We start from the raw sequence: 23,555 nt of genomic DNA on the forward strand, positions 1-23,555 counted from the left end.
TTAAGTGTGAAAAAACCTAGTTATGTAAAAAAAATAACTAGTCCGACGCGTTAGTGAACTAGTTTTTAAAGAAATCCTCTTCTCATGCCATGAGTATTATTACTCATCCACAAATAGTAAAAACTGCAAAAGTATAGTTAATAATGACTCATCTTTTACAAGATGCTAGTTTTGCCATATTTTAGTTAACGATAATATAGCGTTTCCTAAGCAACTGAGGTACACCTAAATCTTGTTTACCAAGCTTAGTAGCGTTGACAACGTACCTCACTAGGTCAGGAACCACTATATCACAAACTAAATTCCGCTGCATTATCTTCATCCTTACCCATAGCAGTAGGTTTAAATTTAGAGCCATGAATTAATTCAGCAAACACAATTCCTGGATTGTGGTGAAGAATATTCAGCACACTCATAAAATCTCGCACAATTTCCCCTGGTGTAAGCAACGCCTCCGCACCCAAGCGATTAATAATTTCTTGCACAAACTCCTTCAACTCACCATTTGTCAAAGTCTGTTCATACCCAAAATTGAGTGCATGAATCTCAGCTAAACGTTTCAGAAGCGTCAAGATTTCTGCTTCACTCAACGGGTTCAATCGAATTACTGGACCTAAATATTCCTGAACACCAGATTGTGTAACAAAACGGCTTTCTTTTGTGCGTCTTTGCCAAGCTTGGTCTGCAAAAAGTCCGCGTTTGGGGTCTTCTAAAAACTTAGTTGTTCCACCAACAACAATGCCAAGATGTTCTGCTTTGCACTGCATAGTATCGTTAAACATTGCGAGGAGTCGATTATAGTTTTTTTCACGAGTAATTGTAGTAGATATTTGATATAAATGTACGGCTTCATCAACTATAATTAACAGTCCTTTATAGCCAATCTCAGCGACAAATTTAGCAAACAGTTTGATATAGTCATACCAACTATCATCATCAATAATGATGCGCACTCCTAAAGCTGCTTTCGCTTCAGTTTTAGTATTAAATTCTCCACGTAACCAACGCATTGCCGCATTTTTTAAATTATCATCATCCAATCGATAGCCACGCCAATAAGCGATAATTACGCTACCAAAGTCAAAACCGTGAACTAAGCCTTCAATATACTGAACTACTTCCCTAATTTTCGATTCAACTAGGTCATCAAAACCATCGTCATTCGGACGCATTTCAGTTTCTTTAACCACTTCTTGTTGAATTTTATTAATCCATCCTTCTAAAATTGAGACTAAAGCACCACCATCAGGACGAGTTTTTGTCGCTAGGTGGCTCATTAATTCTCGATAGGTGGCTACACCTTCATTGTTGCTTCCTGCCAATCGCCGTTCAGGGGATAAATCAGCATCAGCTACTACAAAGCCTTGCTCCATAGCGCGGTTGCGAATTAGTTGTAATAAAAAACTTTTCCCAGAACCGTAGTTACCAATTATAAAACGAAATGCTGCAACACCTTCTGCAATATCATCGAGATTTTGTAATAGGCTTTTTAGTTCTTTTTCTCGACCTACTGCTATATATTCAACTCCCACTCTTGGTACTACCCCCGCACCAAGGGAATTGATTAAAGCAGTGGAAATTTTTTTCGAGATTTTGAGCTTTGCCATGTATCACAGTTCACTTTATTCTAAACGCAGAAGTACGCAGTAAAAATACCCCTAGTCCTAGCGAATAAAATTCGCGGCTATACAGACAAAACCCACCTCCGTGGGTTTCAAATTCCTAGAGTCCGCGCAGGTGTTCACTAAGCTTGCTGTTGGCGCAGCCTCTCGTAGAGAAGTGCGGACTTGGTTTATGTAGCCGCGATTTCTAATCGCCAGGTGTATTTGCAAAGGTAAGATGTTCGCGTAGGTAAGGTACATATTTACCTTACTACTAATCTGACGACGGCAATAATAATTTAATTTGGCGAAGTATGTCTAGCCATCAGGTCTTCATACATTGCAATCATTTTTTTGACATATATCAGATGCTCAGGGTAAACTTCTGGAGTTTCCGAATCTGAATCAATTATTAATTCCCCAATAATATCATTTGCCCGTTCATTTATAGAATCTATTAATAGATTCGGCATAGTGATGTTTGCTTCAGCAATTTTTTTAATAGCAGCCTTGGGATTATCTGGTTCGACTATAACTTTTAATACTTGCAACTCATATTCTGGTAAATTTTCTAGAAAATTAGTCCATTCTATGGGTATATTATCAAATGTATCAACTTCTGAAGTATCTATTATTTGTGAAGTTTCAATTAATTCTGAAAAAGAAGATAATTCCATACCATTGTCGTAGGACTTATCAGCCAATGGTTGCGAATTGAATGTTTCTATTTGTTGAAGTAATTCCCATACTTGGTTTTGCAATGAGTCACGTTCTTCTTGCAATAATGAAATTTCCCCTTGTAGCTGCTGTAACTCAGCTTTTTCTGCTGCTAGTTGAGTTTGTGAAGAATTTAGGATAGCTTGGATATTTTCTCTTTCAGTTTTTGTCGTTACAAGCAATTGATTTTTTTTGTTTGTCTCAACTTCTAGCTCTTGAATTGCAATTCGCAGTTCGTATAGTTTTTCTTCTAATTGGGGTTTGAGTCTGCCTAAGAGAGTTAAATTACTTTCTATTTCTTGCTTCTCATGTTGAAGTTCGGAAATTTGACTTTGCAGATGGGTTATTTCAGTGCGAGATACATTGCAATTCGACTCTAAACGGCGCTTTTCTGCTGTAAGGACAGAAAAAGCATTGTTTAATTCTGCTTGATTTTTCTGTGAGTTATTAATTTCAGTTTGTCGGCTACCGATTTCGGTTTCTAACTGCTTTTTTTGCAACGCAAATATTCTTAATTCTCGATGTAAGCTATCCCTTTGGTTACGGCTTTCTATTACTTGATTTTGCAGTTGTTGTGACTCGGCATATAATAAATTATGATGTTCTTCGATTTGATTGATTTCTCTGACAACACGAGCCTTTAATCCCTCCATATCTTTAATTCGCTTGCGGAGAGAACCTAAAACAAGCATTTCATAATTTCTGCGTCGCCTATCTACGAATAATGCTGCTGCATAGATAGTAACGGCAGTAATTACACCTGTGAGAAAGGCTTTATTAAAATCCCAATTGGGAACAAGGCTAAGGCCAAAACTCACACTAAAGGCAACTATGCCTAATATAAATCGATTGCTAATCATTACTGATTGCATATTGCTGTTTTTTACCGGAGTTAAATTATCAGAATCAGTAGTTTTTAAGGTCATTACCCCTCTCATAGTTGTTCTGAAATCTCTATTTTTAGTCACTGGTGCATAACATTTTTCTGTAATTTACAAAAAAGTCCAATCATCAATGAATTAATTTTAATGCTAGGTATTGGATGTATTATTATTTGTACCAAAAAGTGTTAAATCTGCTTTTAAAAAATCAATAAACTGCCGTGCTGTACGTCCAGAACGACCATTGTGGCGAGTTGCCCACTGTAAAGCTTGATATTCCAAATCTTCTTGGGTAATATTAATTTCGGCTTGTGCCGCTAGATGTTGTACAATCTTTAAATAAGTTTTCTGATTGGCTGGTTCAAAGGTCAATGTTAAACCAAAGCGATCGCTAAACGAAAGCTTCTCCTGCATCGTATCCCAGGCATGGATTTCTTCGTTATCTTTGGGATTAGGTCTATCCACAAAAAACTCCCGAATCAGGTGGCGGCGATTGGAAGTAGCGTACACAACTACATTTTGAGGGCGTGCGGTCAAATTACCTTCTAAAACTACCTTTAGGGCTTTAAAGGCATCATCATCTTCTTCAAAGGAAAGATCATCGACAAAGATGATAAATTTTTGTGACACTCCTCGTAAATGTTCCACAATTTCTGGTAAATCTTTTAAGTTAGATTTTGCCACTTCTAACAAACGGAGATTGCGATGGCTATATTCATTCAACAAAGATTTCACCAAAGAAGATTTGCCAGAACCACGACTACCGTAAAGTAATACGTGCAGCGCCATCTCTCCAGCTAATAAAAACTCTGTATTTTTTAGCAAAGCATCCCTCTGAGACTCGTAACCTACAAGGACACTCAGTTTAACAGGGTCAGAATACCGGATACCGATAAACTGCCCAGCTTGCCAGCGTAAAGCGCGATATTCTGCAAATAAACCAGAGCCATATTGCCGATAATAAGCTGCTAATTCTTCTACAGCATCACCCCAATTATCTAACTCTTGTAGATATGCAACGAATTTTGTCTCTACTCCCACCAATTCTTGCTCTTTGTACCATACTACTGGTGAAATCGGCATCTGAGTTACCCCTTGTATCCACTCACTCAAAGAAGCGCTGCTACATTCATAGAGACTTTGCAATACTTGTAAATCATGCTGAACTGCTGCTACTAAAGCTGGGGGCAAATCTTTAAATTCTCGCACTTGAGCCAGCCTTGTAAAAGGATTCTCAGAGAAGAGAAGTTGAGTAATTAAATAGTCTTCCCAGTTTTGATTTTTAGCAGCCAACGCGTGGAAGTAACTGCCGTAGGCTTGGAGACAACCGCGTGCATCAACGTCAGTGTAACGTATAGCTTGCAAAAGTTCTAGAAATGCCATCCCCACTTCGCCTTGCACAACAGATTGGTACAGTAAAAGTGAGGCTGCTTGGCGTTGGAGATATTGAACCTTTGTATATGAGGAGTTACTTGCCATTGGTATCGCTTGATTATCCATCAATCAATAGTGTGGTATAGCTAAATAGCTATGGTAAATTGTCTGCTGACCTGGCAGTAAAGTCAAAATCTACAGATGTTTTAACAATGAATTTAAGTATAGTTGCTGCTTTTGCCTACGGCATATTAGCGGTTATTGGTGGTATTATTGGCTACATTCAGGCTAAAAGTAAGGTTTCACTCTTAAGTGGTAGCATTAGCGGTTTATTATTAATAATTGCTGCTTACTTTCAACTCCAAGGACAAACCTGGGGTTCGATTTTAGCCCTGTTGGTTACTGCTGTTTTAGTAATCTTCTTTGTATTTCGACTGGTTAAAACACGCAAGTTTATGCCTGCGGGATTAATGACGATTTTGGGTATATTGACACTGGCGGTCATGCTGAATCAAATTGTGGCTTTAAGGTAGCATTAGTCTTGAAGTTAAATTTTTAAGGGGTGCTGCAATCATGCGATCGCCCCGACTCTGGTGCTGGTTGATACAAAGACTTACAAACATAAATTCTGAAAATTAAAGAAAAAAACATTACTCATTGCCTAAAAAGTCCGGTTTTTTTGGCTTTGTAATGATAAATAAAAATAATAGCGTTGAATGTCATGCCTCATATAGCGAAGGATTATTTAAATTCTTCGCTGCTTTTAGGATGACTACTGAACATGAATTAACATCTGCCGCCAATCAGTTCCGCAATGAAAAGGGAGACGAGGCCACATCAAAAGCATTTACCACAAAATTTGCTCTCGATGTATCTTAAGTAACTATGCGAATCAAGTCTAAAGATGTCACGGTATCTTAGAGCAAATTGTAAAAGACTTGATGCCATTTTGGCAGGTTTTGATCTCAAATATGGGATATTAGTAGATTGTACAAATCTTTATTGTTATTGACACATTAGTTACTATCTACCGAAAACTGCTAACACCAAGTAAATCCGACACAGATAAGTTTAAGTAATTTAACGAAGTAGGAAATAATACATGGTATTATCACTGTCTTCTCATAATGTTATCCAGTATCTGCAAGATGTAGGTCTGTGTACTTTAGAAGATGGCGCATCAGATAAATCTGAGTTGCCAGGAAGTAGCAAGAACAATATCAATTTAGTAGTGACTTTGGCAGATAATCGCCAACTGCTTGTTAAACAAAAACCTAACATCAACAATGATGCGCCGCCCCATGAGTTGTTTAAAGAGTGGTTGTTTCACCAGTTGCTCCAGCAGTTTCCAGTTCTCGGTAATATTTCAGCAATCGCACCGTTGCTAGTACATTTTGACGAAGAAAATTCTATCCTCATCCGTAACTACCTAAGTGAATATCTGGATCTGGCGATATTCTACCACAACAATGAGATTTTTCCCCAAGAAATTGCCTCTGCGATCGGCACGACTTTGGCGGGACTGCATCGCGCCACCTTCAACCGCCGAGAATATCAGGATTTTATGGCAACTGCTCCCCAAGGAGAGTTTCGCTATGGCTTTTACAATCCGGCGCAAGGGGTAACGTCAATTGGTTCGGAGATTTTTGGGACTGTTCCCACAGATGCGCTGAAATTCTATGCTCTTTATCAACAGTACGAGAGTTTGGAATCAGCGATCGCAGATTTGGCATATAACTGGAATCCTTGCTGCTTGACTCACAACGACCTGAAATTGAACAACATTTTGGTTCATTCAAGGTGGGAGAAACTCGACAATTCCCTAGTACGACTAATTGATTGGTCAGCTTGTGCTTGGGGAGATCCAGCTTTTGATTTAGGAACTTTACTCGCAAGCTATTTAGGAATTTGGCTCAAGAGTCTTGTCGTAGACCCCACTATCGAATTAGAAGAATCTCTACATCTGGCGTTGACACCTTTAGAGATTTTACAACCTTCAATTATTGCCCTAATTAGGGCTTATATAAATGCTTTCCCGATGATTTTGTCATACCGCAGTGACTTTATTTTGCGCGTTATCCAGTTTGCAGGGCTGGCACTAATTCATCAAATTCAGGATATGATTACCTGCCGGAAATATTTTAGTAATGCTGATATCTGTATGCTCCAAGTAGCTAAAACTTTACTCACTATGCCGGAGCAAGCTGTACTGACTATTTTCGGAATATCAGAGTCAGAAATCCTGAATCCTGTGGCAAAAATTCATAAACTTTCTCAACCTGTCAAAGAGCAGCAGTTACTTCGCATTTATTACGAAAAAACTCAACTTCGTGGTTGTTAATAGCAGGGATTAGAACAATTTGAAGAATAACACAGAATTCAGAATACAGAATTCAGAATACACTATCAATCAACCGCTAACTTCTCTATTGGACATTGCTAAAAATATCCAAATTGAGTCAAATTTTTGTATTTACCATCCCAATTATCAACCCTTTGCTCTGCCAGCTAAAATAGCCGACAGATTTCAGCAAAATTCCGTAGATTTACAACATAAGTATCTCACTCTACTGCTGCGAAATTTTCTCTATGGAATTTATTACAATGGCTCTTTGCAAACTACTTTAGCAGTCAATATTGATAGTACTAATCGTCCACCAAAGCATAATTTAGCAGATAATTCCATTTTGGAGATTGATTGGGACTTTTATGAGCAATTGCACGCTAGTAATCACGGCGTAGGTTACTTTGACCCTCAATGGCAGGTGTTGCGGAAAGAACCTGATGGCACTATGGCGGTGATTAAAGGCGGTTTAACACTTTATGTTGAGCCAGACTGCCATCTAGAATCCAGCAAGAAATCTACCAAAATGGGTGAGATGGTAGCAATCTGGATGCCCAAAAATCGACTGCAAAACGGCTGTTACTTGGCAGTTAGCAATGTCGGACAGGAACGGCAGAGCAACCCCGATGTTGATTTGGGAGCAGGGCGAATCTACTTTAACTTTACCGCATCTGGTGCGATCGCTCTGATGAAAAGCCTGACACTGCAATTGAATGCAGCCTCGATTCCCTTTAGCTTTCAGGTTCTCCACAACCCTTCTGCATACGGACGCTATGATTCGGGGCTACTCTACTTTGAACTCCCCGACTATCCAGCAATCCGCACAATCCTTCAGGCTGTTTATCCAGAAAATCAATTTCATTTTCAGCCCGAAATTCCCTTGTTTACAAAATTTTTAGCACCAGGATTAGGTTTAGCTGAAGAACCAATCCAAAAATTTGCGGCACAAGAAAGTTTTGGGATGAACCGTTGCCAAATTGTCGCTAATGCTTTATTAGAAGCTTGGCAAAAAGGTAAGAATGCAATGGAGGAACGGATGAGGATGATTGACGAACACTTTGCCCGACACTTAATAGATTTGCAGTGTCCTTATCTTAATCCCAGTTCTAAGGATATATATAAGCCCTTAAATTGATGGGGAGTGGGCATGCAGAAGAAGGGAATAGGTTACAGGGAACAGATTATTCCCTCTAACCTGTAACCTCTCCCCTAACTCCATGCCCCATTCAAAATTCCACAATTACCGGCGTATGATCGCTGGGTTGGGTTAATTTTCTGGGTGCGACATCGATGATGCAACTTTTAGCACCCTCATATAGCATGGGTGTAAGATAATGATGGTCAATCCGCCAACCTAAGTTGCGACGGAAGGCGGCAGTGCGATAATCCCACCAGCTATAATTTCCGCTTTCTGTGTTGAATTTGCGAAAAGCATCGGCAAATCCTAATGCGAGAATATCCCGTAAGGCTTGGCGCTCTGCTTCTGTGGCCATAATGTGATTTTCTGTACTCACTTGCTCGTGAATATCCTTGTCTTCCAGGGCGATGTTGAAGTCGCCGCACACGCAAATTGCAGGTTGTGACAATATAAGCAATCGCAAATACTCGCGTAGCGCTGTCAACCAGCGCAGTTTGTATTCATACTTCTCAGTTCCTACCGCTGCGCCATTAGGAACATATAAATTCACAATCCGAACACCATCAATCACACCTGTAATCACCCGCTTTTGCTCGTCCCATTCGTGGTGTAAATTGGGCAAAATTGCCCTAAATCCGCTGCTTACATCTAGGAGTGGCTGGCGACTAATCAGGGCTACGCCGTTATAAGATTTTTGTCCTGATGTATAAAGGTTATAGCCTAATTGCTCAAAAGGCGATCGCGGAAACTCAGCATCTACAACTTTGGTTTCTTGTAAGCAGAGAACATCAACAGGATTTAGGGTTAACCAATCGGTAACTTGTTCGAGGCGAGTGCGAACTGAGTTGACGTTCCAAGTAGCGATTTTCATTAGTTAGTTATCAGAATTTTTACAAATTACTAATTACAAATTATGTAATTTTTATACAATTACTTAATATTTATAATTTCTGTTCGATTTGCCAATTACCTTTAAACATAGTTTAAATGACTTGAACCCATTGAGTATTTTAGTATTGACAGCTACAAAATATTCAATTTTGTAAGTTCGGCTACAAAATATTTTACTTCATTATGATCCCCAAGACAGATGCAACAAGTAAGTAATTGGCTTTAGGTTAGAAGTATAACTCAGGGTTGACTTTTGCGGATAGCATTTTAAATTTGTCGGTAGAAAATTTGCAGTACGGTTGAAGGGTTATTACTCTTTTGGTAGCCTGTTAGGTTAACTTAAATGTCAAAAGAGTCAGTACAAATGTTTTTTCCTCATACAATAATGATGCAACTCATTAATATTGAGGACAATTTCATAGACTGAACCAAAAAAACTTATGAAAATCGCTCAGGTTGCCCCCTTATGGGAAAGGGTTCCACCTCCTAATTATGGAGGAATAGAATTGGTAGTGAGTCACTTGACTGATGAACTTGTTCGTCGTGGTCATAAAGTAACTTTGTTTGCCTCAGGCGATTCTCAAACTTTGGCTCACTTAGAAGCAGTTTATCCACGGGCATTGCGCTTAGATCCAAATGTTAAAGAGTATGCAGTGTACGAAATGCTCGAACTAAGCCAAGTTTACCAAAGTGCTGCCCAATTCGATATTATCCATTCTCATATAGGGATTTCGGCATTACCTTTAGCGAGTTTGATAACAGCAACTTCTACAGTCCACACTCTGCACAATAGTTTTACAACGGACAACCGTCACGCATTTAGCTACCACCAAAAGCAACCATACGTTAGCATTAGTAACTCACAACGCCAAGTCGATCTCAACTATGTTGGCACGGTTTATAACGGGATTGAGCTAGCAGATTACCCATTCGTAGCCCAACCCTCAGAACCTCCATATTTGGCATTTTTAGGACGTTTTTCGCCAGAGAAAGGCCCACAAAATGCGATCGCTATTGCTAAACAAAGTGGTTGGCGCTTGAAGATGGCAGGAAAGGTTGATGTCAGAGACTCTGAGTTTTTTGAACAAGAGATTGCCCCCCATATAGATGGTCAGCAAATTGAATATCTAGGCGAAATTAACCACGCCGAAAAGACTGAACTTCTAGGCAATGCTGCCATAACTCTTTTCCCCATTGATTGGCAAGAACCTTTTGGTTTAGTAATGATTGAATCGATGGCAACTGGTACACCAGTAATTGGCATGAATTTAGGCTCTTTACCTGAAGTGATTGCCCACGGTAAAACAGGTTTTGTCTGCAAAAGTTATGCAGAAATGGCGGCAATGATTCCACTAGCTTTGCAACTCGATCGTCAAACCTGTCGAAAATATGTAGAAAACAACTTTAGCGTTAGCCAAATGGTTAACGGATATGAAGCTGTTTACAGACAAATTATTAAAGACCGCATAGAATCAAATGGCCGCATTCATGCTGCTAAAATCTACTTTTAATCAACTGCTTTTTTTACTCAACTTAAAACAACAACTTTTTTCTAGGAGGACATTTATATGAGTACGAGAACCAACAGCTGCCCATGTTGCGGTGGTTCCCTCCTGCGTCATGCCCGTCATGGCGAACTATATTGGTTTTGCGTGTCGTGCCGACAAGAAGTACCGCTATTAACTGTTACTCGCTTGCCTAATGTCGAAACCCGGAATACCGGAGTAGTTCCTCAGCCAGCCGTGAATTCCTAGACTTGAGTGAATCATCACACATCAATCACTAAGAATATTGATTGATTTTTAGGAATCCTAAATCATTTGTAAAAAATCTTAAGTAATGTAGAACACTGTCCACCATATCCGGGTTTTGGTGGGCAGTGTTCTACATTGTTGCTCTCAACGCCGGAAACACCTCTGAATGATGCTCGATATTAGCGAATCCCTGAGCGAACAGCAATCCACTCCAGAGCCGTTTCAGTTAGGGTGCGTTAGCAATAGGGCAACGCACTTTTTTAAGGCATTAGTCGCTTTATGGCAAACTTAACACGCCAAAGCATTCAATCTTTACAAAAGAAAGGCAATCAAGTTTGATACATATTGGCAGTTTCATCCAGGTGTTGAGGCGTATGGGGTTTTGGTAAGCAGTCTTGCGGTTTCTATCCCAGGCATGGTATCAGAGTAGAAAGACAAATACTACTTTAAACCAGCGTGTTTTTTCGTAAAAATTAATATAATGCTCTTACTATGAGCATCTACCAATCTCTCAAAAAATCTTACACGCAATACCGTCGCAGTGAAAATGACTGGCGGTTATTTTTGCGTTTAGTGCCTTATGCCCGTCGTAGCAGAGGACTGTTGGCGCTGTCGATGTGCCTACTGGTGCCGATCGCATTAGCTAATGCCGTACAGCCGCTGCTGATTGGCCAAGCTATCTCTCTAATTCGTAATGAACCAAGTACCTACGAATTTCTCAGGAATCGCCCCTTGTCGCAAGGGCTAAATATTCTGGAGGGATTATTGTTGGTTGCGATCGCAATCCGACTGATTTTGACAGGCTACCAAGGTTATATAGTACAGAAACTAGGGCAACAAATCACCGCAGCAATTCGCCAAGATTTATTTCATCATGTAACATCCCTAGCAGTACGCTTTTTTGATCGCACGCCTGTAGGTAAATTAATCACCAGAATCACCAGCGATGTGGAAGTGTTAGGCGATGTCTTTTCTACTGGGGCAATTGGCATTGTGTCCAACTTGTTTTCCATGTTGGTGCTTTTGAGTTTAATGGTGTCCATCCAATGGCAACTCACTGGTTTACTGCTAGTGATGCTGTTACCAGTTACCTGGTTAATTGTTTATATTCAGCAGCAGTACCGCAAAGCAAATTACAAAGGGCGGGAAGAACTTTCTATCCTGAACTCACAGCTACAAGAAAATGTGGTTGGCATTAACGTAGTGCAGTTGTTCCGCAGGGAAAAATTTAATGCCGAATTGTTTCGCGCCACGAACAACAACTACACTCAGCAAATGGATCAAACGATCTTTTACGATTCATTTATTTCAGCAACCTTAGAATGGATTAGCCTGATTGCGATCGCAGCTGTTTTGTGTCTGGGTGGTTTGTTACTGTTGGGAAAAACCTTGACTTTTGGGACTTTATCTGCATTTATCTTGTATGCCCAGCGATTATTCGACCCTTTACGGGATTTTGCCGAAAAATTTACGGTAATTCAAGCTGGTTTCACAGCCATTGAACGGGTCGGCGATATATTAGATGAACCGATAGAAATAAGCGATCGCGCCAATGTGCGCTTTTCAATATTTGATGCTAAATTCGGTTACATAGACGAGATAGTTGCAAATCTAGAATCCCCAGATTTGACTTCCCCGCCTGAACTGGGAGAAATCCGTTTTGATCACGTCTGGTTTGCTTACAAAAACGATGATTACGTAATTAAAGACTTAGATTTTACCATTCATCCTGGTGAAAAAGTGGCGTTAGTCGGCCCCACAGGTGCGGGTAAAACTTCGATCATCCGTCTTTTGTGCCGCCTCTATGAACCTAGCCAAGGACGCATTCTCATAGATGGCATAGATATTCGGGAAGTACCACAGGCAGAACTGCGGCGCTACATGGCTGTAATTTTACAAGAAGGCTTTTTGTTTGCTGGCGATGTTAAAAGCAACATTTCTTTGGGAGATGGCTATACCATTGAACAGGTTCAACAAGCAGCAGAGCAAACCAACATTGCCCAGTTTATCGAAGAGCTACCCCAAGGTTATGATACTCAACTTCGAGAACGGGGTACAAATATTTCTAGTGGTCAAAAGCAACTTTTAGCCTTTGCGCGGGCTGCCATTCGCAATCCCCAAATTTTGGTACTAGATGAAGCCACCGCTAGTTTAGATGTTGGCACAGAAGCTTTAGTTCAAGAAGCATTAAACCAGCTTTTGCTCAGACGTACTGCCATTATTATCGCTCACCGCCTGTCTACAATTCGCAATGTAGACCGGATTTTTGTACTTAAGCGCGGGGAATTAATTGAGCAGGGAAGTCACGATCAACTACTGCAAGAAGGAGGGCTTTACGCTACTTTACATAACTTGCAGATGTTGGGAGCTTAGTCCAGAGATAGTCAAAATTTAATATTAACTACAGAAATGACTGAAGAATTTTGCATATGTAGCAGTATTTGTGTTGACAATAAAGAAAAGCCTTGTTGGGAAGTAGTTAATGAAACTGGATTTACAGAAGTTTTATCAGGCTTGCAACCCTAGCAAGACCTTAGCTGTGGAAAATGCCGAGGATCGAAAGTACTATATTGATTTTTCTTCAGTGCGCGGTGGCAGGATTATTGAGGAATTAAAGGAAAATATCACATTTTTTTCACCTGAAGGGCCTACTTGCGAATTATTTACAGGACACATCGGCTGCGGTAAATCTACAGAATTGCTCAGACTAAAAGCAGAATTAAAGCAAGCGGGCTTCCATGTGGTATATTTTGAGTCTAGCCAAGACCTGGAAATGGGTGATGTCGATATCGGTGATATTTTATTGAGCATAGCTCGCCGAGTTAGTGAAAGTCTCGATAACTTGGGGAAACTAGAAATTCCTGAACCCCAAGGTCTGAAGAAAATCCTCCAAGGAGCCGCTAAACTGTTGATGACAGAAGTTGAGGTTTCTGGGGAAGCATCAATTCCTGGCATTGGGAAAGTTTCTGCTAGTACTGAGGGCAAGTTTGCCGCTGAAGCGAAAATTCCGGGTATTGGAGAGCTGAAAGCAAGTGAGAAAGAAGGAATATCAGTGGTGGCGCTAGGCATTGGCAAGATTACGGCCAGAGCCAAAAATAGCCCTGAACTTCGCAACAAATTAAGAGAATATTTAGGGCCGCGCACAAAAGGCATTATAGATGTAATTAACGAGGAACTTCTTGAACCTGCCATAGTTAAACTGAAGCAACAGGACAAAAAAGGATTAGTGGTAATTGTCGATAATCTTGATCGCGTTGAAACTGCTGCCAAGTCTTGGGGACGACCCCAGCCAGAATATCTATTTGTAGACCGGGGGGAACAATTAACTCAACTCAAGTGCCATGTGGTTTACACCATGCCTTTAGAATTGATGTTTTCCAATGACTTGAGCAGGTTGACACAGCGATTTATGGTAGATCCAAAAGTGTTGCCAATGGTGCCAGTGCAGTTACGAGATGGCAGTGAATGTGCTGAGGGAATGGCACTGTTGCAACAGATGGTGTTAGCAAGAGCCTACCCTGATGTACAGCCTCGCGATCGCCTCGCCCTGATTACAGAAATTTTTGATACTCACGAAACCTTAAATCGACTTTGCCGAATCAGTGGCGGTCATGTCCGAGAATTACTCAGATTGCTCAATGATTGGATCAAAAAGGAAAGAAGACTGCCTCTATCTCGTGCAGGGTTAGAAACTGTAATTAGAGCCTACTGCAATCAAATGACCTTGGCAATCACAGATAATGAGTGGGGCTTGCTACGCCAGGTACAACAACGAAAATGGGTCAGCGGCGATGATGGATACCGAGTTTTAGTACACAGTCGGTTCGTCTATGAGTACCGAGACACTCAGGGGTCTTGGTTTGAAATTAATCCGATTTTGGCAGAAGCACCAGGGTTGCAGGTTTAAGTTAAGAGTTAGGAGTTATTCTTCTCCTCTTAATTCTCCCATCATATAAGCGAGGTTTAGTCATGAGTGAACCACAGCCACTCGCAACCGACAACGAAAATTCTTTAGAAGAATTAGCATGGGCGATCGCTACTTCTCAAAAAGAATTTTCTCTGATTTTGGCACTTTGTAACGCGGCTAATTTGCGAAAACGTTTAGTGCAAAGTCTGCAAGCATCTAGCGATTTGGAAATTCGGGAAATAGTTCTGGATAAGTCAATTAAGACATTTTTTCAGACTATCCAAGACTCACTAGGCTTTGACCATCCCCAGGCGTTAGTCGTGTCTGGTTTAGAGACGGTTACTAAGCTTGAACAAGTCCTGAGTGGTGCTAATCAGGTAAGGGAGGAGTTGAGAAAAAATTTCCACTTTCCGTTAGTGTTGTGGGTAACGGATGAGGTGCTGCACAAACTCATGCGATTAGCACCAGATTTACACAGTTGGAGTACAATTGTTGAATTTGCGATCGCCACCGATGATTTAATCGATTTTATCCAGCAAACTGCTAATGAAGTCTTTGACAAAGTTTTAGCTGCGGGTGCAGGCAGATATCTCGACAACAGTGCGCTTAATTTACAAATTGGCTCTGTGCGCCGCACTGAATTGGAATCAGCATGGCATAATTTGCAAAATCGTCGTTTGAGTCTGAATCCAGAGCTAGAGGCGAGTTTAGAATTTATGCTAGGTCGAGCTAATTCTAGTTCACTGGAACTGTCAGGGCAACATTACGAGCGCAGTTTAGCACTTTTCGGTCACGATTCCCCATCTCCCCAGTTCTTAGAGAGACGCGCTTGTTTACTCTACTCTATGGGATTATGGTGGCGAAGCTACGCAGTATTGCATCACCCGGAACGCGATCGCGCTCGTAGTCTTGCCAAAGATTATTTTCAGCAATGTATTGAGGTATTCGAGCAAGCTAACCGCCAAGAATTGGTAGCTAAATTTATCAACGCTTTGGGAGCTGTCCTGCAAAGTCTCCATCGCTGGAAGGAGTTGGAAGTTGTTGCTAACAAAGCATTAGCTCTGCATCAAACTTATTTTGATCGGTTTAAACTAGCTAGAGCTTACGGTTTTCTGGCTGAAGTGGCAATAGTTAAATCAGCTTGGAATGAGGCAAAACGAACGGCACAACAAGCGCTTTCGCTGCTGGATAGCGTGCAAATAGATACATCTGGCGCAGTCTCAGAGGAGATGAAAGCAGATTTAGATTGGGAAAGGTCGTATCATCGAGGTTGGTATTTGTTTGCTCTAGCGCGATCGCAATCTGCACTCAATCTCCCACAAGCAGCACTCGAAACCTTAGAAACTGCCAAAACAGAAACCAAACCCCAATACGATCCAGAGCTTTACATTCGCATTTTGGCAGACTTACGAGCAAGCTACTTTCAAAAAGGTGAATATCTCACTGCATTTCATCTTAAACAAGAGCAGCGCTCAATTGAACAGCAGTATGGTTTCCGTGCTTTCATCGGTGCAGGTAGGTTACAGCCACAACAGACCGAAAATAACCCGGCTTTACCATCCTTTGAACAACAAGCAACAGTAGCTACAGAAATTGCTGCTTCTGGAAGACAGCAAGATATTAATCGCCTAATTGAACGCATGGGTCAATCTGACCGTAAATTAACAATAATTCATGGGCAATCAGGCGTTGGCAAAAGTTCAATCTTACAGGCTGGATTAATCCCAGCATTGAAACAAAAATCAATTGGAACTCGTGATGTTTTACCTGTTTTACAACAAGTTTATCCAGATTGGATTGGAGAACTGAATAATCGGCTAAGAGATGCTCTCTGTTACCTAACCTCCGAAGTCAGGGGTGAAGCGTACTCCCCTCCTCTGTTAGAAGAGCGTTTAGGGGAAAGTTCTATCCTCAACCAATTAGCAAAACATGATGATTATAACCTGCTAACAGTTTTAATCTTTGACCAATTTGAAGAATTTTTCTTTATTTACAAAGACCCAACTAGTAGGAAACCTTTTTATGAATTTTTACGTGAATGTCTAAATACACCTTTTGTAAAAGTTATCTTATCTTTACGTGAGGATTATGTCTATTATTTATTGGAATGTAACAATCGCCTTGCTAATTTTGAAGTAATTAATAACAATATTTTAGACAAAGATATTCTCTACCATTTGGATAATTTTTCAGTAGAGGATGCTAAAAAGATTATTCAAACATTAACTGAAAAAAGCCAGTTAGTTTTAGAAGGATCATTAATTGATGAATTGGTAAATGATTTAGCTAGAGATTTAGGTGAAGTCCGCCCAATTGAGTTGCAAGTGGTAGGAGCGCAATTACAAACAGAAAAAATAACCAGCCTAGAACAATATCAACAACATGGACCAAAAGAAAACTTTGTCGGGCGATTTTTAGAAGAAATCATCAAAGACTGCGGTTCTGATAATGAACAAATAGCCAAACTAGTTTTGTATTTGCTCACGGATGAAAACAATACTCGCCCTCTCAAAACTCGTGCTGATTTGGAATTAGAGTTAGATGTAAAAGCGGAAAAATTAGACTTAGTTTTAGAAATATTAATCAAATCAGGATTAGTGTTGAGGGTGCCAGCATCACCTGCTGACCGCTATCAGCTAGTACATGATTATTTAGTGCCATTTGTGCGCCAGCAACAATCAGCCAGATTAATTGCTGAGTTGGAAAAGGAGAGAGAACAACGAAAGTTAACAGAAGCGAAGTTAAATGAAGTTCTTAGACAGCAACTTTTAGAGACACGTAGAGGCTTAGTTTGGAAAGTAGCATTAGGAGCGATCGCTGGAGCATTGACAATATTCTTGCCACTAGTCTTAATCAGTCAGAACAATGCCAATCTGTACTCTATCACTCAGGAGTCAAAAAATCAACTTAACTCAAATAAAAATTTGGAAGCGCTTGTAGGATCTCTAAAAGCAGGTAAACGATTACAACAATGGTGGTCAATAGGAGTACAACCCGAAACACAAATGAAATTGTTGACAACACTACAGGATGTAGTTTATAGAACAAGAGAGCGCAACAGTTTAGAAGGGTATAAAGATACTGTCACTTGTGTGAGTTTTAGCCATGATAGTCAGAGAGTGGTTACTGGCAGTAAAGATGGGACACTGAAAATCTGGAGTCGGGACGGCAGAGAAATTCCTAATTTTGATCCTAGAGTTTATAACAAAAAGATTACCAGCGTCAGCTTCAGCCGTGATGATCAGATGATAGCTGCTGGCAGTGTAGATGGTAAAGTACTACTTATTAGGAGTCAGGATGGCAAAGAAATTGCCAACTTCCAGGGGTACGAAGAGGAAATTACCAGTATCAACTTCAGTCCCGATGGTCAAAAGTTGATTTATGCAAGTAAGGACAAAACTTTCAAACTTTGGAATCTTAAAAGTAAAGTAATCAAAATCTTTGAAGGACATAAAGATAGGATTACTAGCGTCAGCTTCAGTCCTGATGGTCAGCTAATTGTTTCTGGTAGTGAAGACAGCATGATCAAACTTTGGACTTTGAATGGCAAAGCTATCAAAACATTAAATAATGAAAGTTCTGTTGCTGAAGTCACCTTCAGCCCTGATGGTCAGACCATAGCTTCAACAGCAGGTGAATACGACTATACGAAACTCTGGCGACGTAACGGTTCTTTGATAAAAACTCTTGGTCCGTCTGATAATGTAAGTTTTGGTCATGATAGTAAGAGTATTGCTTTAACTAGTTTTAGTGAAAATAATGTAAGCGTAGAAATCGACCAGATTGATGCCGAAAATACAGGAACGACCTTTGAACTCAAAGGGCATGGAAATAATATTACTAGCGTCAGCATTAGCCCCGACTTTCAAATGTTGGCTTCTGGAAGTGAGGACAGAACTGTGAAACTATGGAGTTTAGAAAAGAACAGGAATTTCAAAAACCCCGATGAATCTGCGGTAAATAATGTGAGTTTCAGCCCCAACGGCCCCAACCGTCAGCTAATTGCCTCTGTGAGTGGCCAAAACAATGTACGACTGTGGAAGCAAGACGGTACTCTCAAAACAACCCTGCCAGGGCATAATTCACAAGTTAGTTTCAGCCCTAATAGCCAGATGTTAGTTACAGCCAGTGAGGATCGTACAGTACAACTTTGGCGACGCAATGGCACTTTTATTAAAACTCTCCAGGGCGATGTCATACCAGGAAGCTTTAGCCCAGATGGACGAACCATTGCACTAGTTAAAGATGACAATAGAGTAGAACTATCAACAAGTGACGGCAAACATATTGCTACGCTTAAACGTGACAAAAATAGGGTGAACAAAATAACTTTTAGCCCAAATGGTGAAACTATTGCTACTTTTTATAAGAATCAAACTATCAAAATCTGGCAAAGAAATGGTAAACTTATTACTATTATTGAGGGTGATAACTCTGAGAATATAGCTTTCAGTCCTGATGGCGAAATTTTAGCTATTCAAAACGGAACCACTCTGAAATTTTGGCAACGAAAGGGTAAAAAAATTAAGCCTATTAATAATTTAAAAACTTTAGCTAATTTTAGCCCTGATGGAAAATTAATAGCCTTGCTCAGACGTGATATTAACCAGAAAATCAAGTTAGAATTATGGGGAATTGATGGTAGATTACTGAGAACGCCAGAAATAAGTGAAGAACTAAGATACAGACCTAATTTCACAGAGAATAGTCAGTTTCTAGTTTTTAGAGATAGTGAGAAATCAATTTTTTGGACACGCAATGGATATTTTCTCTCAAAAATTGATAAATATGTAAATAGTTTCAGCCCAGATTTGCAAACTTTAGCCACAATTGAAGAAAAGAATAGTGTAAAACTATGGAAAAGTAATGGTAAACTCCTTAGAACTATTCACGTTAAAACCAAAAAAGCAGATATTGAATCTATTATTTTTAATCATGATGGTCAAATTTTAGCAATACAAACTAATAAAAACACAGTAGAAATTTGGCGTCAGGATGGTACTTGGCTCAAAACTATCACAGGTCTGAATGATAGTAAGATTAAGCGCTTGGCTAATGAGAACTTTGAAGCTCGATATGATGAATTGCCAATGAGCTTCCAGGATGAAACCTTAGCTATTCGCACAAAAGAAAATCAGGCACAATTATGGAAAATTGATGGTAATAGAAGTACAGATATATCCCAAATTAAAACTATTAATAATCAAGGTAATTGGGTCAAAGAAGTGAACTTTGTTAACACTGACACAATAGCAATTGTTAGTGGTGTAGATGTAGTAAAACTCTGGCAGATTCCTAGTGCAATAGGTAAGGAAGTGCAGCTACTTAAAGGACATACTAATCAGATTACAAGCGTCAGCATTAGCCCTAATGGTCAATTCATAGCTTCAGCTAGTAAAGATAACACTGTAAAACTTTGGCGGACTGACGGCAAGCTTCTCAAGACATTGACAGGGCACAAAGACAATGTTAACAGCATCAGTTTTAGTCCAGATAGTCAGCTTATTGCTTCAGCTAGTGATGACAAAACCGTTAAAGTATGGCAACTTGATGGCAAAATGCTTATGTCTTTTGACAAGCATGAGAATAGTGTCAACAGTGTCAATTTTAGCCCCAATGGCAAATTGATAGTCTCTGCTAGTAAAGACCGAACCGTGAGAGTTTGGAGTTTAGAAGGCAAGGAAAGAAAACCTTTAAATACTGAAGAACCTGTCAATAAAGTCAGTTTCAGTCCCAATGGTCAGATGATTGCATCTGCTAGTTATAAGACTGTTCAACTATCGAGCATTGATGGTACTTTGCTAGCATCCTTTAGCGATCGCTTTGGTAACAGTGATGTCAGTTTTAGCCCAAATGGTAAAAGTATTGCATCTGGTGGTAACGAAATTTTGGTTTGGGATTTTGACTTAAATCAACTTCTCAAGCGCGGTTGCGTAGCAGCATATGATTATCTAAAGAATAATTCAAAAGCAAAGAGCGATCGCTATCTCTGTGACGACATTAATAAAAAGTGAAGAGCAATTTTAAAATATAATTAGTGCGATCGCATTTCTAATGGTAAGAGGTTGTTTGAAAAGTCATGATTGATGTATCAAATATTTATTACCCCACCCTAACCCTCCCCTTTATAAGGGGAGGGAACCGGATTTTTCTTGTTTCCCCCCTTGTAAAGGGGGGATTAAGGGGGGTAATAATGTGATTAAAATTACAGCAAACTACTTTACAAACAACCTCTAAGACTGCGATCGCATTCAGAAAGGTAAATATTCGATATATAACAGTACTGGCACTTTCAGCAAACCTGTAGACCGCATACTAACAAAAAATGCGTGCTGAAATCATCCATCTCCAGCGTGCGATCGCTAGGGCTGTAGGGGCGTACATCTGTACGCCCCTACCCATGTATATGTATCAGTAATTTCGTGAAATGGTCTAACCTACCACTTTTGGCGCATCAACCCGCAGATTCATCTGCTCACAACGCACAGTTAACCAAGACTGACCTAAACCTATTCCAGAAAAAGGACTTTCGGCAGGGATTTCTAACTTAGAACTAATCAAACCCAACAGAGACTCAAATTCAGCCGGAAATATCAGTAAATCTGTACCCTTTGCGCTGAAACCATAAGCACTTAACGCTTGTCTCCATGCCAAGCTTTGTTGATTATATTTAAGACTACACAACTTTTGGTTTCCCTGATACACAGTGACACGCTCTCCTTGTTCCCAGGTAAACTCAGCTAGTTCCTTTGGTAGTCCCCAAATTTCTCTACCGCCAGCCACCGAATCAGCATTATCTACATAAATATGGGAAATCCAAGCACCGATTTTCCTTTGGTAATTAACCAAGGCTGGGACAACAATTAACTCACTGTACTCCAGTACCGAGCCTGAGCCGTAATTAGATAAATACACGCTACCGAGGGTTTTACCAGGCCATACAGAAATAATTTCTAAGTCTGAGGGAATCAAAGAGCGTACTTGGTCAATATTCACCAAATGCAGAGTTTGGATAGCATAGCCTTGAAGTGTCCAAGGTGCTTGTGGATATGGCATAGAAAGATTTTAGATTTTGGATTGAGAAAATAAAAATTTTTGCTTTTGCTTTTTAACTTTTGACCTACTTATCACCCATTACGGTTCAGTTAAGCCCGAAATCTTTGGTAGAGACGCGAAATTTCGCGTCTCTACAGGTTTAAAATCACTACCAAAAAACCTTAACTGAACCGTATTGACTTATCACCCATTACCTATTAGCAAATCGGCACCTAAAAAAATCCCACCCAGGCATTTGCTTGGATGGGTAATATAAGGTGGGACAAGATAATCTTCCCAAAAGAAGTAGAGGAATTATTTGCTCTCTGTAAAGTCAGCGTCAATTACATCATCGCCGCTACCAGAGCTAGATGTGGAACCGCCATCTTGAGGTTCAGCACCAGGTGCAGCACCGCCACCAGCTTGTTGATAGATATTGCTACCAACGGCGAATAGCGCTTGTTGCAATTCTGGAGTGAGCTTCTTGATTTGCTCATCATCTTCTTTAGCAACTGCTTCCCGCACTTCTTTCACCAAACCTTCAACTTTGGTCTTGTCAGCATCAGGAACTTTATCGCCCAATTCTTGTAGCTGCTTCTCAGCTTGGTATGCCAAAGAGTCGGCTTGATTCTTGCGTTCAATCTTCTCACGCCGCTCTTTGTCAGATGAAGCGTTTTGTTCAGCTTCCCTCACCATCCGGTCAACATCATTTTTATCCAAGGTGGAAGCGCCGGTGATGCTGATAGACTGTTCTTTACCAGTGCCTTTGTCCTTAGCAGTAACGTTAAGGATACCGTTAGCATCAATGTCAAACACGACTTCAATTTGAGGAACGCCGCGTGGTGAAGGAGGAATACCATCCAGGCGGAAGGTTCCCAAGCTCTTGTTATCGTTAGAGAATTCGCGTTCACCTTGGAGAACGTGAATTTCTACGTTGGTTTGACCATCCACAGCAGTGGAGAAGACTTCGGATTTCTTGGTGGGAATTGTTGTGTTGCGGGGGATAATTTTGGTCATCACACCGCCCAATGTTTCTACACCCAAAGATAGCGGTGTCACGTCTAAGAGCAAGATGCCAGTTACATCGCCAGCTAGCACCCCAGCTTGAATAGCTGCACCAACTGCTACAACTTCATCAGGGTTGACACTTTGATTGGGGTCTTTACCCAATACCTGCTTCACAATCTGTTGGACTGCGGGAATCCGGGTAGAACCACCAACTAACACCACTTCATCAATATCACCTTTGTTTAACTTGGCATCCCGGAGGGCGTTTTCCACAGGAATACGACAACGGTCGATTAAGTCAGAGCAAAGTTCTTCAAACTGGGCGCGAGTCAGGGTTGTATCTAGGTGCTTAGGCCCGTCCTGGGTAGCGGTGATAAATGGCAGGTTCATTTCTGCCTGAGTGACGCTAGAAAGCTCAATTTTGGCTTTTTCTGCGGCTTCAGTCAGACGTTGTAAAGCTTGTTTGTCTTTCCGCAGGTCAATACCTTCGGCTTTCTTAAACTTCTCAGCTAAGAAGTCAACTATTTTTTTATCGAAGTCGTCACCGCCAAGGTGGGTATCACCAGATGTGGCTAGTACTTCAAAAACTCCATCTCCTACTTCCAGCACGGATACGTCGAAGGTACCACCACCAAGGTCAAACACGAGGATGGTTTCGTTACTCTTCTTGTCAAATCCATAAGCCAAAGAAGCGGCTGTAGGCTCGTTGATAATCCGTAGAACTTCAATCCCGGCAATTTTACCAGCGTCTTTTGTCGCTTGGCGTTGCGAGTCGTTGAAGTATGCGGGAACAGTGATTACAGCTTGGGTTACAGTTTCACCCAAGTATTTGCTGGCGTCTTCAACTAGTTTGCGAAGAACTTTTGCAGAAATTTCTTCAGGAGCAAACGGTTTACCAGCTATAG

General features: G+C 40.5%; 14 protein-coding genes. 8 read left to right on the forward strand and 6 right to left on the reverse strand.

Annotated features, from left to right (window positions below; translation table 11 throughout):
- Nucleotides 1–290: 290 nt before the first annotated feature.
- From ACEW80_RS26835 to ACEW80_RS26845, 3 genes are all read right to left on the reverse strand, one after another.
- Nucleotides 291–1,607 (reverse strand): ATP-binding protein, encoded by a 1,317-nt coding sequence (locus ACEW80_RS26835; protein ID WP_373529523.1) that lies wholly within the window; start codon nucleotides 1,605–1,607, stop codon nucleotides 291–293.
- A gap of 293 nt (nucleotides 1,608–1,900) precedes the next feature.
- Nucleotides 1,901–3,244 (reverse strand): tellurite resistance TerB C-terminal domain-containing protein, encoded by a 1,344-nt coding sequence (locus ACEW80_RS26840; protein WP_373529524.1) that lies wholly within the window; start codon nucleotides 3,242–3,244, stop codon nucleotides 1,901–1,903.
- A gap of 105 nt (nucleotides 3,245–3,349) precedes the next feature.
- Nucleotides 3,350–4,699: an ATP-binding protein gene (locus ACEW80_RS26845; protein WP_373529525.1), complete on the reverse strand. Its 1,350-nt coding sequence runs from the start codon at nucleotides 4,697–4,699 to the stop codon at nucleotides 3,350–3,352.
- A gap of 86 nt (nucleotides 4,700–4,785) precedes the next feature.
- Between ACEW80_RS26845 and ACEW80_RS26850 the strand changes: the two genes are divergently transcribed.
- The 3 genes from ACEW80_RS26850 to ACEW80_RS26860 all read left to right on the forward strand — a co-directional run bounded on the left by ACEW80_RS26850 (nucleotide 4,786) and on the right by ACEW80_RS26860 (nucleotide 8,052).
- Nucleotides 4,786–5,106 carry a TMEM14 family protein gene (locus ACEW80_RS26850; protein ID WP_373529526.1) on the forward strand — a complete coding sequence of 107 codons (321 nt, stop codon included), beginning with the start codon at nucleotides 4,786–4,788 and terminating at the stop codon, nucleotides 5,104–5,106.
- Nucleotides 5,107–5,675: 569 nt separating this feature from the next.
- On the forward strand, nucleotides 5,676–6,914 hold the full coding sequence (locus ACEW80_RS26855) for a phosphotransferase family protein (protein ID WP_373529527.1): 1,239 nt from the start codon (nucleotides 5,676–5,678) through the stop codon (nucleotides 6,912–6,914).
- 19 nt (nucleotides 6,915–6,933) lie between these two features.
- Nucleotides 6,934–8,052: a T3SS effector HopA1 family protein gene (locus tag ACEW80_RS26860; protein WP_373529528.1), complete on the forward strand. Its 1,119-nt coding sequence runs from the start codon at nucleotides 6,934–6,936 to the stop codon at nucleotides 8,050–8,052.
- Nucleotides 8,053–8,143: 91 nt separating this feature from the next.
- Here the strand turns inward: ACEW80_RS26860 and xth are convergent, their stop codons facing one another.
- The gene (gene xth, locus ACEW80_RS26865; RefSeq protein WP_373529529.1) at nucleotides 8,144–8,926 is read right to left on the reverse strand and encodes an exodeoxyribonuclease III; all 783 of its coding nucleotides are present in this window, start codon (nucleotides 8,924–8,926) and stop codon (nucleotides 8,144–8,146) included.
- Nucleotides 8,927–9,386: 460 nt separating this feature from the next.
- Between xth and ACEW80_RS26870 the strand changes: the two genes are divergently transcribed.
- The 5 genes from ACEW80_RS26870 to ACEW80_RS26890 all read left to right on the forward strand — a co-directional run bounded on the left by ACEW80_RS26870 (nucleotide 9,387) and on the right by ACEW80_RS26890 (nucleotide 20,621).
- The gene (locus tag ACEW80_RS26870) at nucleotides 9,387–10,457 is read left to right on the forward strand and encodes a glycosyltransferase family 4 protein (protein ID WP_373529530.1); all 1,071 of its coding nucleotides are present in this window, start codon (nucleotides 9,387–9,389) and stop codon (nucleotides 10,455–10,457) included.
- Between the two features lie 57 nt (nucleotides 10,458–10,514).
- On the forward strand, nucleotides 10,515–10,700 hold the full coding sequence (locus ACEW80_RS26875; RefSeq protein WP_373529531.1) for a hypothetical protein: 186 nt from the start codon (nucleotides 10,515–10,517) through the stop codon (nucleotides 10,698–10,700).
- A 492-nt stretch (nucleotides 10,701–11,192) separates the two neighbouring features.
- On the forward strand, nucleotides 11,193–13,073 hold the full coding sequence (locus ACEW80_RS26880) for an ABC transporter ATP-binding protein (RefSeq protein WP_373529532.1): 1,881 nt from the start codon (nucleotides 11,193–11,195) through the stop codon (nucleotides 13,071–13,073).
- 109 nt (nucleotides 13,074–13,182) lie between these two features.
- The gene (locus ACEW80_RS26885) at nucleotides 13,183–14,607 is read left to right on the forward strand and encodes an ATP-binding protein (protein ID WP_373529533.1); all 1,425 of its coding nucleotides are present in this window, start codon (nucleotides 13,183–13,185) and stop codon (nucleotides 14,605–14,607) included.
- A 62-nt stretch (nucleotides 14,608–14,669) separates the two neighbouring features.
- On the forward strand, nucleotides 14,670–20,621 hold the full coding sequence (locus ACEW80_RS26890) for a hypothetical protein (RefSeq protein ID WP_373529534.1): 5,952 nt from the start codon (nucleotides 14,670–14,672) through the stop codon (nucleotides 20,619–20,621).
- 418 nt (nucleotides 20,622–21,039) lie between these two features.
- On the opposite strand, the gene ACEW80_RS26895 is transcribed toward ACEW80_RS26890, so the two are convergent.
- Nucleotides 21,040–21,663 carry an acetoacetate decarboxylase family protein gene (locus ACEW80_RS26895; protein WP_373529535.1) on the reverse strand — a complete coding sequence of 208 codons (624 nt, stop codon included), beginning with the start codon at nucleotides 21,661–21,663 and terminating at the stop codon, nucleotides 21,040–21,042.
- Between the two features lie 294 nt (nucleotides 21,664–21,957).
- Nucleotides 21,958–23,555, reverse strand: a 1,598-nt coding sequence (dnaK, locus tag ACEW80_RS26900; protein WP_373529536.1) for a molecular chaperone DnaK, incomplete at its 5' end; no start/stop codon positions are given.

Origin of the sequence: Nostoc sp. (assembly GCF_041747015.1) — a bacterium.
Classification (GTDB): domain Bacteria; phylum Cyanobacteriota; class Cyanobacteriia; order Cyanobacteriales; family Nostocaceae; genus Nostoc.